This window comes from Mariniflexile sp. HMF6888 (assembly GCF_044335535.1).
Lineage (GTDB): Bacteria > Bacteroidota > Bacteroidia > Flavobacteriales > Flavobacteriaceae > Mariniflexile.
Window position 1 is genome coordinate 21,312 of sequence record NZ_JBIQVZ010000012.1, and the last position, 16,152, is coordinate 37,463.

General features: G+C 30.8%; 16 protein-coding genes. All 16 read right to left on the reverse strand.

Features of this window, described 5'->3' with window-relative positions:
• Window positions 1-82 precede the first annotated feature (82 nt).
• The 16 genes from ACGLWY_RS17430 to ACGLWY_RS17505 all read right to left on the reverse strand — a co-directional run bounded on the left by ACGLWY_RS17430 (window position 83) and on the right by ACGLWY_RS17505 (window position 16,024).
• The gene (locus ACGLWY_RS17430) at window positions 83-550 is read right to left on the reverse strand and encodes a DUF423 domain-containing protein (RefSeq protein WP_396620956.1); all 468 of its coding nucleotides are present in this window, start codon (window positions 548-550) and stop codon (window positions 83-85) included.
• Window positions 551-741: 191 nt separating this feature from the next.
• Window positions 742-1,176: a VOC family protein gene (locus ACGLWY_RS17435; protein ID WP_396620957.1), complete on the reverse strand. Its 435-nt coding sequence runs from the start codon at window positions 1,174-1,176 to the stop codon at window positions 742-744.
• Window positions 1,177-1,733: 557 nt separating this feature from the next.
• On the reverse strand, window positions 1,734-2,162 hold the full coding sequence (locus tag ACGLWY_RS17440; RefSeq protein WP_396620958.1) for a hypothetical protein: 429 nt from the start codon (window positions 2,160-2,162) through the stop codon (window positions 1,734-1,736).
• 179 nt (window positions 2,163-2,341) lie between these two features.
• Window positions 2,342-2,809, reverse strand: coding sequence for a hypothetical protein (locus ACGLWY_RS17445; RefSeq protein WP_396620959.1), 468 nt, complete (start codon window positions 2,807-2,809; stop codon window positions 2,342-2,344).
• A gap of 350 nt (window positions 2,810-3,159) precedes the next feature.
• Window positions 3,160-4,470, reverse strand: coding sequence for a hypothetical protein (locus ACGLWY_RS17450; protein ID WP_396620960.1), 1,311 nt, complete (start codon window positions 4,468-4,470; stop codon window positions 3,160-3,162).
• A gap of 351 nt (window positions 4,471-4,821) precedes the next feature.
• Complete coding sequence (locus ACGLWY_RS17455; protein WP_396620961.1) at window positions 4,822-6,447, reverse strand: linear amide C-N hydrolase; 1,626 nt, start codon at window positions 6,445-6,447, stop codon at window positions 4,822-4,824.
• A 3-nt stretch (window positions 6,448-6,450) separates the two neighbouring features.
• The gene (locus tag ACGLWY_RS17460; RefSeq protein WP_396620962.1) at window positions 6,451-7,293 is read right to left on the reverse strand and encodes a helix-turn-helix domain-containing protein; all 843 of its coding nucleotides are present in this window, start codon (window positions 7,291-7,293) and stop codon (window positions 6,451-6,453) included.
• A 645-nt stretch (window positions 7,294-7,938) separates the two neighbouring features.
• Complete coding sequence (locus tag ACGLWY_RS17465) at window positions 7,939-8,580, reverse strand: hypothetical protein (RefSeq protein WP_396620963.1); 642 nt, start codon at window positions 8,578-8,580, stop codon at window positions 7,939-7,941.
• Window positions 8,581-9,495: 915 nt separating this feature from the next.
• Window positions 9,496-9,924, reverse strand: coding sequence for a copper resistance protein NlpE N-terminal domain-containing protein (locus ACGLWY_RS17470; RefSeq protein ID WP_396620964.1), 429 nt, complete (start codon window positions 9,922-9,924; stop codon window positions 9,496-9,498).
• A 112-nt stretch (window positions 9,925-10,036) separates the two neighbouring features.
• A complete protein-coding gene (locus ACGLWY_RS17475; RefSeq protein ID WP_396620965.1) occupies window positions 10,037-10,360 on the reverse strand; it encodes a hypothetical protein in 324 nt (107 codons plus the stop codon).
• Window positions 10,361-10,578: 218 nt separating this feature from the next.
• A complete protein-coding gene (locus ACGLWY_RS17480; RefSeq protein ID WP_396620966.1) occupies window positions 10,579-11,250 on the reverse strand; it encodes a hypothetical protein in 672 nt (223 codons plus the stop codon).
• Between the two features lie 319 nt (window positions 11,251-11,569).
• The gene (locus ACGLWY_RS17485) at window positions 11,570-12,481 is read right to left on the reverse strand and encodes a hypothetical protein (protein ID WP_117175833.1); all 912 of its coding nucleotides are present in this window, start codon (window positions 12,479-12,481) and stop codon (window positions 11,570-11,572) included.
• A gap of 301 nt (window positions 12,482-12,782) precedes the next feature.
• Window positions 12,783-13,145 carry a nuclear transport factor 2 family protein gene (locus ACGLWY_RS17490; protein ID WP_396620967.1) on the reverse strand — a complete coding sequence of 121 codons (363 nt, stop codon included), beginning with the start codon at window positions 13,143-13,145 and terminating at the stop codon, window positions 12,783-12,785.
• Window positions 13,146-13,303: 158 nt separating this feature from the next.
• Complete coding sequence (locus ACGLWY_RS17495) at window positions 13,304-13,873, reverse strand: Crp/Fnr family transcriptional regulator (protein ID WP_396620968.1); 570 nt, start codon at window positions 13,871-13,873, stop codon at window positions 13,304-13,306.
• A gap of 279 nt (window positions 13,874-14,152) precedes the next feature.
• A complete protein-coding gene (locus tag ACGLWY_RS17500; protein WP_396620969.1) occupies window positions 14,153-14,521 on the reverse strand; it encodes a hypothetical protein in 369 nt (122 codons plus the stop codon).
• A gap of 288 nt (window positions 14,522-14,809) precedes the next feature.
• Complete coding sequence (locus ACGLWY_RS17505; RefSeq protein WP_396620970.1) at window positions 14,810-16,024, reverse strand: hypothetical protein; 1,215 nt, start codon at window positions 16,022-16,024, stop codon at window positions 14,810-14,812.
• Window positions 16,025-16,152 lie beyond the last annotated feature (128 nt).

Consider the following 16,152-nt stretch of genomic DNA (forward strand, 5'->3'; position numbering starts at 1 on the left):
TAATTTTTAGTGTTGTCAAAATTTATTGATTTATTTGAAATTAGGAGTTGTGCAACAGCTACCGATGTTACCAAATGTTTTTTTAATTTTTGAGTATTCCAGAAATCAATGTTTTATATTCTTGAATATTTCTCTCATATTTTTTCTGTATTGTAATCCATAATATAATCCCAATGGATAAAATCAGAACTCCAATTAAATACGTCCAGATATTTTTGTTTTTTTCTGAAACTAATATGAATAAAAAAGATAATCCTACTATTATATTAGTAGCTATTACTAATATCCACAAAAAATGTTGATTAAAAGAAATTTCTATATCAGCCTCATTTTCAGTCTGAATTTTTGACAATTTTCCATTAACAACCAAACTATTTAGAAAAAACAAGTACCAAGGATACAAGATTCTTTTCCTCATTTTAAATGTAGTCGAATTATTTTTCCTGTGATCCATATTAAACACTAGTCCATTAACAGAATCAAATTCAGATTCTAATTTTTTGCTAAGTTCTTTTGGATTCCCTTTTATTTTAAAATTCCATTTTTTCATAGTGTCGGTGTTAATGTTTAGTAAAGTGTTTGTATAATAGTTGCGGGTTTATGTGCGACGATTCTCCGCAGGACACGAGCGAAGCGAACTGGCGCAAGCAAAATCAGAAGCAAGCAAACGAGCAACTAACTTTGGTTTAGCTAAAACTAGCAATTTTTTATACACGGTTGTTGTGCGTTCGTCATTTATATTCAATTATTCTCTAGCGCAAAACTGATTTTCCAATTCACACCAAATTTATCCATACAGATCCCATAATACGAACCCAAAAATTGGTCGGAAATAGGAAGTTTTATCTCTCCGTCTTTAGAAAGCGAATTAAATAATCTATCAGCTTCTTCCTTACTTTCAGTACTGACATAAAGTGAGAAAAATTTATAAGCATTTTTTTCTTTCCTACTAACATCAATAATGTCAGCCCCCATTAAAATTGTCTCATTACTAATCGGTAATCCTATGTGCATAATATGTTCATCTTCACAATTTGGAAAATAGTGTCTTGCTACTTCGGGAACATCTTTATAGCGTCCGATATATTTGAATTCTTTCTCAAAAACAGATTTATAAAACTCAAATGCTTTTTCACAGTCCCCATTAAAAGATAAGTAAGTGTTAACTATTGTCATAATAATATTCCTTTGTAATGTTTTGTTCTAATGATGCACAACAATTGTATAACTACAACAAACAGAAACCCCATTGCAGTCACATCGTTTATGTATGCAATATATTACTTTTAATAAGTATTAAAAACAAAAAAACTACATCTGTAAAATGTAGCTCTTATATATGCTTACTTTAGCTTTAATATTGCTACAAAATCACAGGCTTAGCAAAGCCGATTCCTTACCTTAGCAAACAGTAAATCTCTTGTTTTTTAATGATTTACAATTTTTAGTATTGTTAAAATTTATTGATTTATTTGAAATTAGGAGTTGTGCAACAGCTACCATTATTCTAGTTATTGTACGTAGTTATTCTCTTTTTGGTTTTCGCTCTTCAAATATTTTAGTTTGTTCATTAAAAATATAAATTATCGGTTTACAATAAAAACAGTCGTCATAAAAACCACTTGAGTTAGGGGGATTTACAATTAACATTCTGCTATTTACTCGAAAATCATAACCAAGAGCCGCGCTTGGAGAATCATAAATTTTTCCAGTCTTTCTGTCAATAACATAACTTATTTGACAAGGAGATCCACAGCCAAAATACACAAACGTAAATGACCTGCAAAATTTGCTTTGTCCGCTTTATAGCCCTCTCGAAGTCTTGTCCTATAGTTATTTGCTTCACTATTTGACTTTAAGTCAAGGTCAGAATATTTTTTATTGTCAATCATTTCTAATTTGAAATCATCAAAGTCAATATATGGTTCAAATTTTAAAGAAACATAGGAAATTTTGTTTTTGATAATTGTTGTGTCACCATACAATTTAAAATTTTCTGTTTCGTAAATTAAGTCAATTGTCGGTCTAGATTTTTTTACTTCATTATTTAATAAGCTGTCTTCTTTTATTATTTTTGATTTAATTTCAGTCACAGTTTTTCCATTGTCCTTGCAGGACATTATCAATAAGGTCAAAATTAAAATGGTAGTTACTGTTTTCATTTAATTACGCACAACGGTTTGCAGCTACCCGAAGGTAGCGATTTCGAAGCACTTCACTGTCAGCCAAGCATAAACTTTGATAAAAGCGATTCACTTGATTTAACCACTGAATCGCCACTTTTGGGTAGCTGCTGTTATGCCCAGTTTTTCTTTCGTTTTGGCTCATTTTATTGTTGAGTTTACCAAAATTTCCACCAAGGTTTATTTTCTTGTCCACTTATCAAACCGCTAGAACTATTTGTTGGATTGTCAATGGGTTTTAATTTTCCGTTGTCTGGAAAAAATATGTCTCCGTTGTTGCTGCTAACGTCAAAGAAACCAACACCATGTTTTTCAGCAAGTTTCAACATTGTCTTATATGCTTCTTCAGCCAATGACCAAGCAAATGCCACATAAATAACATCTTTACCAACACTGTAGTCCGAAACATTAGGATTGTCGTCATCACCACTTGCGAAAGGTCCATTCATTACAGGAAAAGTCTGTATCATTTCCATAAACCAACTACGTAATTCTGTCGAAGTATTTGATGGGTCGTCATAGCTATGCTCTTCCATCCATTCGGTTTGGTCTTGATACCATTTCATAAAGTCAGTCCTTGTATTTGGAGCCGCTTCTTTTCTAAATACCATTAAGTCGTAACTCATTTTTTTCTGATTTTATCGGTTCGTTTTGTGTCGTTCTAAAATTGGGCACAACAATTGTATAACCGCAACAAACAGCAACTCCATTGTAGTTATATCGTTTATGTATGCAATATATTACTTTTTAATAAGGTATTAAAAACAAAAAAACCACACCTGTAAAATGTAGTTCTTATATATGCTTTCCTTTTATATTGCTACGAAGTCACAGGTTTAGCAGAGCCGATTCCTTAACTCAACAAACAGTAAATCGCTTGTTTTTAATGATTTATATTTTTTAGTAGTGGCAAAATTTATTGATTTATTTGAAATTAGGAGTTGTGCAACAGCTACCATTATTGGGTGTTCGTTATTTATTGAATGACTAAATAATATGGGATTTTATATAATCCATTGTTAAAATAGACAACTGCTTTGTCTCCAATTTCTTTACTATTATAAATATCCTTTGTAACAGGGACTTCATCAATTTTGTTTTGTGGTCCCCATTTTTCAAGTTCTAAATAATAAGTTGTAGATTTTCCCGAACTTATTCGTTTATTCAAAATTTTCGCGTCATATTCAATTGGTTCGGATTCATCAAATGCAGCATTGGTTGTTATTATAAGTCCATAAGCATAGGCACTACTTATTATTAGTATTCCTGAAATTGTTAAATATGTAAGACCTTTTTTTAGGTCATATTGAACATTTGAATCCTTTAAAATTAAAATTCCAAATACTGCAACCATCGTTAAAATAAGACCCCATAGATTTGAATAATCAAATACTGTAAAATCAACCAATGCCCTAATTAATAACGTAAAAGAAGGAATAATAAGAGTTGAATGAATATTAGGGTAAGGAGAATTTGGTTTTTCATCCAAACGAATTAATCCCTTTGAAGTTTTGTATATAATTAGCCCAATTATGGGTAAAATTCCACAAAGAATAATTTGGACTTGATAAAAATGAGGGTAAAACCAAGTTGATAGACCAACAATCCAAGAAATAGTATTTATAGCCTTGGTTGTTTTTTTTGCTTTGGCTAAACGATCTTCTCGTTCTTCTTGAGTTCTACCAAATTCTTTATTTTCCAGTATCTCTTTTTCCCCACTTACAAACTCATCTAAATCCAGATTATTAAACTGCTGTTCCGACCATGCTAGTAATTCTCCAAAACGACCGACATAAGTGCTTACCTTAACTTTTTTATCTTTTTTATTTTCTGAGAAAAAATAGAGATAATTTTTATCAACTTTAAATCCTTTAACGTCGTTAATATTTAATTTTTTAGTCTTAAAAATTCCAATATTTATAATTTTTTCTTTTTCAATAATTAACTTATTCTTTCTTGTATCAATCAATCCAAGAATCATAAGAACTTCTAGTCCTAACGCAATCGGTGTCAATATTAAAGCCAACGTTAGATTGATTTTTTCTTCTGTATATGGCATAATCCCTAACCATCCAAATAATATCATAAGTAAGGGTAAGCAAATCCATATAAAAATTTCCCACCCTTTTGCAATTCTATACTCTTTTTTCATATTTAAATTAATGAGTAATAAGGTTTTTCGTAATGACACCCAACGGATGGCGGTAAGAAATCGTTGGGGTGAACGGGTTGCGTTCATATCCACCGTTACTAATGCTTGGGCGAGGCAAGATGTTGACTGCCCCACTGCACCCCCAATGTTTTTTACCGCGTGTTGTAAGCTGGTGTTTATTATTCAAAGTCAATCTGTTACAAGTTTTTACAAATCTAATATTTTATCTTATCAATCCGCTCAGACCTTGATACGGAATACAAATTTATTTTGTTTTTTGAGGGAGGGGAAATCCCAAACCGACCTTAAAGGCGGTACTCAGGGCTTGCTTTGTAAGCTCTTTGGCAAGTTTTGGTCTGAGCGTAGCTCGTGCGACTTGCCAATGTGCTTACAAATAGGGTTGGCAATCTTCTCACCAATTTACCTTTTAACACATATAGGTGTGAACAATTATCCAATGCTAATTATTTTAAGGTATTAGTTTGATTACTTTTCTGTCAATAATCCTTTTGGTAAGCTAAACAGGTTTTCGTCAATCGGGACATTAACAATATAATCAAAGTCAATAATATAAACTGATGTTTCGATTGCATAGGGTGTCTGTTTTGTGATTTCAGTTCTTATTTTGTTTGGCAAATACATTTTGTTATAATAGTTTTCAAATGTCGACCATTTTTTGGTCGGTCCATTATTAGCATCATTAACAACAGTCAATTCAGCACGGATTATACCATCGCTTTTATCAATAAACTTTGCAATGGCATATCCTCTATTTGTAATGCACAAAATCTTATAACAATCATGGCTATTAATTGTAAAATCACCAAGATAATTTATCTCTTCAAATAGGGTCATATCATTTGATTCAATCTTTGAATTTAGCTTAAACCCTTCACTTTGATGGTCATTCATAAACGAAAAAGGGGCATAAGTATTTCTGCTCCAAGAAATTTCCCCATTTGTTATATTTTCAATAGAAATTAATCCGTCAAGGTTTATTCTTTCGTAATACTCACCCGTATTTTTTTTATAACCAACAAATGTCCCATCAAAATCACTAACACTGGTACCTATTACAACTTTTGAATTAATATTCCCATTTATTGTTAAAGTTTTAATATATTCTTTTCCTTTTCTGCCACCTGTACATTTTGCATAGAAATTTAATATATCGGTGCCGGTTAGAGTGGTATCAATGTTTTCTGCAACTTTCCAAAGTTCGTCTTCGAATGTTTTATATAATCGGTTACGACTATTATATAATTCATCAAAGTCTTTTCGAGTTCGTTGCTCAAAGGCAATAAAATCTTGGTTTTCTGGAAATATTTCCTCGATTCTATATGTATGTTCTCCTTTTTCAAGTTCTTTATTTAAATCCAATTTTACAGATTTATCAAAATTGTGAAAATGATATAAATAAATGACGTTATTTTTCAAATCACATATGTTAGAGTAAATTGTTGGTCCTTGTCCTTTTTGAGAAACCTCATTAAGGAGGTTACTTATACTGGCTATGTTTGGTGACTTGATTGTATCAAGAATATTTCGAATTGTATTGTACCTGTCACAAGGATAGTGACCTTTCTTGACTTCAGAAAGTCTAAAATTTGTAGCTGCAAGCCAATTACCCTTCTTATGTATGATTGTATCTCTTTCTATAATTGCAGCATCACCGGTTTTATCTGCTATAAAAGTTTGACCTGTAGTTAAATTTACAAGGTTATATTTACTTAAAATATTAATTGCTTCTTTAACTGTAGCGCATTCTTCAAGGATTCTCTCCATTAAATTACCACTATAAGTGGGTTTTCCTGATGATGTCTGAATTGGTACAGGAGATAGTGACAAACCATCATAAAAAAGTCCCTTCTCATTCATTCCACCTTGTTTGGATGCTTCTTCCGGACAAAATTTTGGAAAATAGCCCCAAAAAACACGACCATATTTTCCTTCTTCTGAAGGAATAAATTGAATCTGGGTATATGGCAGAAAATGGTCTTCATTATTCCCAGCTATGCAAACATTATTGTCGGCATAAAATAGTACTGAACAAGAAAATACATCACTAAAAGATATAGTGATAAAAATTATGGATAAGAATATTGTTTTCATGATTTACATTTGAATTTTTAGTAATTGCGGGTATCTATAGGCTTTATACAAAACAACAATTTCGAAAATCTGTGTTGGAATAGTAAGAATGCTGCCAACAAACCAGAAGATAACAGTAAGAAAGAAAAAGCCTGAAATGATATTAAATACACCTGCAAACGAAGCTGTTCGACCATAAGGTTTACTTAACCTTTGCATTCCAATTCCAAATATTATTACAATAACTCCGAAAACTATCGATTTTCCACCATCAATTGTTTGTTTTTCAATTGAATTATAGAAAAGTGAAATGATTTCGTAAAATGAAAATATGGCTATGGCAAAAATTGATATTAAGGAACTAATGATTAAAATATGGTTTTTAAATTTATTACCTAACACTACAAAACCTCCTAAATAAAGTACAGATAAAATTGCAATTATCAGTTTTAGGGTAATATATACTACTTTTATTAATATTGATAAATCGCCATGGCTTCTTTGTATGTCTAAGCCGGCCATAACAAGCCCCAGCAGCAAAGATATTGTTCCGGCAATGAAAGCAATTCTCAGATAGTTATCTGTGATTTCTTTAACGGGGATATTTTCAAAATTCCCCGTCAGCAATCTATTTATATATTTAATTGCTTTATTCATGGTTTTGTTTTTGGCAGGAGTCTCCTCGATTTCATAATCAAGACTTGCGAATATCACTCTTAAAGTAAAACTTCTTGGATTTACTTCCGCAGATTCGATACGTTGTATAGTTCTTAAACCTAAGTTACACATCTCAGCAAGTTCAGTTTGAGTTAACCCTTTTGATAGTCTCAATTCTGCTATTTTCTTTCCTAATTCTGGTTGAGTCATAATTGATTTTCAAATTCAAAACAAAAATATTCGGAGTTTAAACACTATTCAAATTTTTTGGATGTATTTCATACGCCATTTGTGCGTCATTTTAATTGTTGCCTGAAATATAAGGCATTACACAGTTTTAAGAACGAGGTAAAAAACAGCTCTTTTGCAAACTTTGGTTTGCGGGGCGGCTTGTGGGTTTGCAAATGTGCTGTTTTGAGTGGTGGGGTTTCCTATTTCTTTGTGCAGGGGGAGAAAAACAAAATAAATTCCCCTCAAACTGCACCGCCCTATCAACGGATCACTAATCCATCAATCCGTTTTTTGTGATTATTTCAATTTTCTTTTATCATATCAATGTGTCGAGTTGGTCTCTTACACTTGCTTACAACACTCGTATAACCACAACAAACAGCTATACAATTGTAGTTATATCGTTTATGTATGCAATATATTACTTTTTAATAAGCTATTAAATAAAAAAACACGCCTTATTGCAAAATGTAGTTTCTTATATATACTTACTTTTTCTTTAATATTGCCACGAAGTCACAGTCTTTAAAGAGCTATTCTAACGGGATAAGAACCGGTTCTGTCAACACGGTGTTCATGTTGGGTCGTACCGACCACACGGACGCTAGTTATTGTAGCCAGTATTTATTTCAGCCAGTACTCCAATTCCGTTTCCGCATAGAAAGGTCCATAAGAAATTTGAACTTCTCTTTTTCCAGCTTTTGGAATCAAAAATGAAATTTTTATTTTGTCAGTTCGATTGTCAATCAAGGTCACGATTTTCACGTATTTTTCCAATACAACTCCTTCATTTTCGGCCATTTTCACGATTTTCCTTGATTTCCTTATTGTTCTATTATTAGGCGAACACCCAAAAACCGCTGTGTATTTTCTTGGGTTAATTGAGTCCAAATTTTTTTTATTTTGAGTTGGTTCTATAAAATCCTCGTAATCGTTGAAACTTACTCCAATTCCCTGAGTGTCATTTTCGTAAGAGTATATGTGATTATTATCGAAAAGAAATTTTTCTTCAATTCCATACTTCTTTTCAGAGAAATTATATCCCTCAACTATTAAAATTGTTGCATTAGTAGTGTCAATTCTTTTTTGAGTTTGGTAGTCTTCTCTTTTAGAGATTAGTAAGTTAAAATACTTGACTTGTTCAGGCTGTAATTCAGTTTTTATTGAGTCCAAAGTCTTAATTGTAATTTCATTCCAACTATTTTTCTTTTGGGCAAAAGAGAGCATTGGAATCAATAAAATCAATATTTGGATGCGTTTTCTCATATTGGCTACAACAATTGTATAACCACAACAAACAGAAACCCCATTGCAGTCACATCGTTTATGTATGCAATATATTACTTTTTAATAACCTATTAAATAAAAAAACCACACCTTATTGTAAAATGTAGTTTCATATATATGCTTACTTTTTCTAATATTGCTACGAATCCACAAACTTCCAAAGAGCTAGTCTAACAAGCTAAGAACCGGTTCAGCCAACAGGGCGTTCATGTTGGGTCGTACCAACCATACGAACGCTTAGTTATTCTAGTTATTATGCTTAGTTTTTTATTTTTTTTATTACTATGTATAATATTGATAGAACAAAAGCTATTATTAAATTATTAGTCAATAAAAAATATGGTTCAATCCTAGTCTGAATGATATTATTGTCAAATTGGTAGTCTATCGTAACAGGTTTTGATATTAGTCCAAGTCGAATTCGAGTCCATTTTTTCAATCCGTCAATCTCTTTATTTGATTTAAGGATAATATCCTGCATAGGTATTTCGTTTTCCCTCCAATTGTCATAAGTCCAAAGAGAAGTTTGGTATGTCTTCTCAAGAGTTGAAAAACTGGGAAATAAAAATGAAATCAGAAAAATTATTATGATACCTTTTCTCATTTTCAAAATTAAGCACAACACCCATATAACCACAACAAACAGCAACACCGTTATAGTTATATCGTTTATACATGCAATATATTACTTTTTAATAAGCTATTAAATAAAAAAAAAACGCCTTATTACAAAATGTAGTTTCTTATATGGCTTACTTTTTCTAATATTGAAAGAGCTGGCAGTTTAAAGAGCATCAAGCTATGCATCCAACAAGAGGAAACTCAAAACTGTAATGGTTTGGAAGGTAGAAAATTCCGCCGTTATTGCGCTTAAACGGTGTTGTAATGCGTTTTTTATTCTTTAAAAATCTGCAGCTTTTCAATCCAAAATATTTTTGATTCAAAAAACTGAAGACTGGTTTTAATTATTTTGTCTGTTTTATCTCTTGGAGATTTAGATATAAACCTCGCTTTGGAATTTTCAAAATCTAAATTATGTTTTTCGTCAATGTCATTTTTTTTATCTGTGAAAAACGATATGATATTTTTATCCGCTTTCCATTTCCCTTTTCCGTACTTATTCACCTCTGGAGGAATCCCTTTTTTATTATTTGAATATGAATGAAAAAAGAAAGTCCCATCTTGATTTAAGGTCAGTTTATATTTAATTATGTGCGCTTCTTCATCTCCAAGAGTTCGAATATAATCGCCAATTATTTGGTTAGATTGCGAGAATATTGTCAAGCTAGAAATTAAAAACAAAGTAGTTATTATGAGTTTCATCGGTCTGTTTTTAAATGCATTACAAGATGGTTTCCTTTAGTTTAAAATCGCTGCAATAGGTTGTTTTTGGCTTTAATATTTGCTAACGTTTATAATGTGTTATTGTGGTTTGTTATTTTTTTCTTTCCTCGAATTCTTTTATTGAAATATTTATCTCTTCTTGGCTCATTTGGTTTCCGCAATGACGACAAATTTGAGCTTCAATTTTAATCAATTCTTTGCATTTATCACATTGTTTTCTTGGGTCAATTCCGTACCTCAATATTAAATAAGCAATCCATCCAGTCATTGGGTGTAATCCAAAAAGCATCCAAAGTTTAGAAACCCCTTTGATTTTCGCCCATTTTAAGCCGAACCAAATAGGAACAAACCAGAGAAAAAATATAATCAGTAATACAACTGCAAAACCAATTATACCTTCAAATGTGTTTTCCATAATATATTTTTAAGTTTTTAAATAATAGATTTCAGTGGTCTTTGTTTTCCTTTTTCAAGAGTGTTTTTAATAAACCACAACGTGTTTGACTATAGTTTCGTTCCGTGAAAATCCGCGAGGATTTTCCGCTAAAAACCGAAGATAGCAAATTCACAAGAACTTTCCGATAGGAAAGTCAGAGGCAATGAACTACAGTCGGTGTTGTACGTTCGGTTTTATTAGTTATTTGTTAAGGGTTTCTCTATTAATTTTGATAAGATTTCGATTTCAATGTTTTTTGCATCAGATTGCACTACAGTTATTTTTGTTAATGAAGCAATTAAAGGAAAACCTTTATAATGGTATTCTAGCCAAGGAAAGGGATTACCCTCTCTGTCTATTGCATCTTTAGTACAAAAAATTTCATAAATCTCTTTTACAATACTTTCCATACCCTTAACGTCGCTGAGTATTTTTCTTAAATTATCTCTATAGTTATTAATGTTGTTTAAAAACTCTTGACCTCTTGGTGTTATTTTATCATCTTTAAAGAAAGCGTTATCTAAAAATTCTGATTTATCCATAGATTCATAATCTGTAGGGTCTTCAACAGAGTTTTCCATTTCACTTTTAAGGTTTTCTAGATAGAGATTAAAAATTTCTGTTATTTCATTTATTTGTTTTCCTTTTTTAAGATTTTCTCCATATTCACTAGGCGATTCTTTTGCTTTAAGCTCAAGTGTATTTATTAAGTCACGTTTTTTTGATTCTGTATTTATATTTGAAACTTTAATTTTCTCATCAATTTCTCCAAAGGATGAAAAAATGTTTGGTGAAGACTGGCTAAACATATAAGAGGAGAAATTTGAAGTAAATAAAATTATGATTACTAAATATGATATGTTTTTCATTTAATCTGAGTTTATTATTTCAAATAGAATCGTGCTTTTAACTGACGTACAACAATTGTATAACCACAACAAACAGCAACCCCATTGTAGTTATATCGTTTATGTATGCAATATATTACTTTTTAATAAGCTATTTAAATAAAAAAACTACACTTTATTGCAAAATGTAGTTTCTTATATATGCTTACTTTTTCTTTAATATTGCTACAAAGTCACTGACTTCAAGAGCTAGTCTAACAGGGTAAGAACCAGTTCAGTCAACAGGGCGTTCATGTTGGGTCGTACCGACCACACGAACGCTAGTTATTGTAAATAGTTATTATTCCCCATGTGTCCACTCTAACAAATCTTTTTTATCAATTATAGACCAGCTATGTGGATTGCGTTCACCATTAGATCTGTATCCCTTATTTTTAGTAGTGATATAATCTAAATATTTATAATTATTATCTTTTAAAAACTTAGATAATCTTTCTATGTGAAAAGCATTCATTTGCTCGTATTCAACACCCATATTCTTTTTCCACCATTCTTTATCTGGCTCAGAATAAAATCTAAGATTAGTATTTTTAAGGTTTTCAATATTTTTATAATTACTCGTTTCGAAAGTAAAAGCTGAATATTTCTCATATAATTTTATTTCTTCGTTGGGATTACCAAGTTTACTTTTGAAATAATTATGAATGAAAGTACTTTCACCTACAGATGCTTCAGAAAAATTATTTGTTATATTTTCCTCTGTAATCCTGTATAATGCTGCGAGGTCAATTGGTGAATCAACTAAGAATACCCCAGTTGGTTTAATGTCAAAATCAGAATTCTTGGTTAGAAAATCACTAATAAGTAAAGCCAAACTACCACCGGAAGACAACCCGCCAATTACAATTTTATTTTTAGGGATATTGTTTGAACTAAATAAAAGTTTTAAGTCATTTCCTAAATTCACTTTTTCAGATTCTTCCAACCAAAGTATTCTATTAAAATTCATATAGATAACTGCAGTATTCATTTCTAGAGCCATGTCTGTTATTTTAAATTCATTTTCAATCATTTCTCCGTTTTCTGTAAAACCACCAAATAATATTAAAACAGCTTCAATTTTGTTTGGTTTATATAAATTATAACTCTCTGTAGAAATCAAATTTTCAACATTTCGATTTATTTGGGCAATTGCTGAACTGGTATCCAATAATAGTAAAAGGACAGTAAAATTTCTTAGTAGTTTTTTCATGTAATATTTTTTTTATAACACTCATACAACCACAACAAACAGCTATACAATTGTAGTTATATCCTTTATGTATGCAATATATTACTTTTTAATAAGCTATTAAATAAAAAAACTACACTTTATTGTAAAATGTAGTTTCATATATATGCTTACTTTTTCTTTTATATTGCTATGGAGTCACAGACTTCAAGAGCTGGTCTAACAGGCTAAGAACCGGTTCAGCCAACAGGGCGTTCATGTTGGGTCGTACCGACCACACGAACGCTAGTTATTGGCGGTAGTTATTTTTCATCCTAGATATTTATTCCATTACAATTGGAATATCACTTACAATCTTCCATTCATTGTTTTCATCTTGAATTAAGACAAGGAATTTATGCATATCTGATGTTATTTCCGATGAATATAGAACATCTACAATTGCTGTGTGTCCTGAAATTTTTATGTCATTGAAGTTGATGTCATAACTTGTACCACCTATTTTTTTGTCTTTCATCATTTGTAAATAGGTTTCTTTTGAAATGATCACAGCATTTTCACTTCCTTTAAATCGATTTGCTATTACTCGATAGTCTTTATGTAGGAACTCCGTAAGTTGTTTAGTATTTCTGTTTGCAGCAGCTTTTTCAATAGACGTTACTGCTTTTTCAATTTGATTTTTCATATTATTTTGATTTTGTGCCTTACAGTTTAAAAGGCTGATTGTGCTTAAAAAAGCTATTAGAATTAATTGTCTCATTTTTTATGAGTGTTAAATTATTAAAGCTCAAAATTATTGAGAAGTCAATCCCTTTCCTTTGACGAAAGTCACAAAATCAATTATTAAATCCTTTTCCTAATTCTACTTAAAGACTCTCGGCTTATTCCCAAGTATGAAGCTAAATATTGAAGAGGAATCCGTTCGATTAATTCAGGGCGGTTTTCTAGAATGTATAAATACCTTTCTTTAGGTGAGTATGCTGTTAAAAATGAAGAATATTTTTGTTCGCTTATCGTTAATTTTTCCAATATCATTCGTCCTAACTTTTGGTAAAATTCAGATTTTTCATAAAGATTTTTCAATTTAGCTTTATCAATATAAAAAACTATACTATTTTCAATTGCTTGGATGTTTTTTTGAGAAGGAATATTATTAGTCATACTTTCAATTTCACGCAGAAAATCATTTTGAAAGTAGAAAGCTGTATTTATCTCCTTACCATCGTTATTAATGTAAAAAGTTCTAATAATTCCTTCTGATAAGAAGTAAATTCCTCGACAGATTTGTCCTTGTTTTAATAGATATTCTTTTTTTTTGAGTTTTTTCGTTACTAGGATAGACTCAAAAATATCCCAATCTTCATCTGTTATTTTTAAAATCTTGTCAAATGTATTTTTTAATGGTAGGTACATTGTTTCGTTTAATTACCGCCAACAATTGTATAACAGCAACCCCATCGTAGTTATATCGTTTATGTATGCAATATATTACTTTTTAATTAGCTATTAAATAAAAAAAACACGCCTTGTTGCAAAATGTAGTTTCTTATATATGCTTACTTTAGCTTTAATATTGCTACAAAGTCACTGACTTCAAGAGCTGGTCTAACAGGCTTAGAACCGGTTCAGCCAACAGGGCGTTCATGTTGGGTCGTACCGACCACACGAACGCTAGTTATTACCACACGTTTTTTATTTTAATTCAGTAATATTTTGGTCAAACCAAACGTCTTCATATCCTTTTTTATCAGTCAAAAAACGAAACCCTACATCAAGTCCGAGATATTTTATTATATCAGGTTTTCTTTCAATCAAATGCTCTAAACATATAGGCTTGAAAAAGTCTTCGGCATCCGACCATTCACCGCTCCAAATATACCATCCGTTCATTTTTCCGTGTTTGGGATGGCGTAATCCATTTATAGGTTCAAGTTCGAGGTCAGTCGAAATTCCGATGAATAGTTTTTTGTCAATTTGAGTGAAGTCAGAATTATACCTTTCACAAATCCGCTTTTGGGCTTCAGTATATTTATTTAATATTCCGACTAATTTACTTTCCATAAATTTTCTCAAATGTGTGGTAACAATTGTATAACCACAACAAACAACAATTCAATTGTAGTTATATTCTTTACACATGCAATATATTACTTTTTAATAAGCTATTTAAATAAAAAAACTACACTTTATTGTAACATGTAGTTCTTATATATGCTTACTTTTTCTTTAATATTGCTACAAAGTCACTGACTTCAAGAGCTGGTCTAACAGGCTTAGAACCAGTTCAGTCAACAGGGCGTTCATGTTGGGTCGTACCGACCACACGAACGCTAGTTATTGCAAACGTAATTATTCAATTTTGCTTAATTCTCCTAAAATCCATTTCTTCATTTTCGAGTTATCACCTTCATAAATCCCATACATTTCACCATTCGAAATAATCAAATTATCACTCTTATCAAGGAAAACAATTTCAAGATATTCATAAGAAACTGATGGTTGAAAAAAGCTATCAAAAATGTTATCTGATTTCTTTTTTTGTTTACTAGTCTTTTTAACGAAATACATTTTGTAAATGATTGGTTTATCATTAATTGGTATATCATTAAAATCCTTCCACTCTAAGGTCTGAATCATTTTGCCAAACAGAATATCACTTGCAATATAAGTAGAAAGACAAACTATTTGTTTATTTGCCGTTACGACTCCCATTTGACACGTTACACTACAGGTGTCATCAAAATATTCACTTATATGTCTTTGACAATCAAAAGAATCTTTAAAATAATTATTCTTTATTATAATATCATATAAAGCCCACTTATTTCCTTGTGGTTTTAGTTTGACATTAATATTGTAACCTATACCTTTTATAAAATAATCTTTTGTGTATTCACCAATTATCTTGGGAGTCAAGGTATAGTTTAATTCTCTTGTTTCATCTTTATCCCAACTGGAGAAATTGAGATTTATCTTTTTATAATTAGTTGAAGATGATTCACTCTTCGACAAGTCCTTAAATTCGAAATTATACTTATCCAATACTTTATGAAAGTTATTGACAAGAGCAAAAACACTATCTTTATTTTGATTCTTCTTATACGTATCGCTGCATATATTCCAAAATTGTTCAGGATTGTTTGATTCAAAAGATTCGATTATTGATTTTAAAACCTTATCACTTGACAGGTAGTTTTCTTCGTTTTCTTTTACTCTGCCAATCACTTCTTCCCATTGTGGCAAAGTCCTCAAGCTATATAAATCACAATCTTTCTCAATATGCTTTAAGTCCAAATATCCGTTTTTAATTGATAAGTCCAAAAAATCGAAAGCTTTAAGCGTATCACCATTTAATGCAGCTGAACATGCTCCATTAAACAAATCAATTGCTTTTTGATTATTAATTTCAAATGCTTTCTCAAAATAATCTACAGATAATTTGTAATTCTGAACTTTATATGATTCAACTGCCTTATTTATATTTTGTGAATATTGTATATCTCCCTGTCCAAATACATTAATATTGGAAAGAAGAACTATTAAAACAATAGTAATTTTATTCATTTCTAATATGTTAGTGTGTTTCATATTATGTTTGCCAACAATTGTATAACCACAACAAACAGCAACCCCATCATAGTTATATCGTTTATGTATGCAATATATTACTTTTTAATAACCTATTAAATAAA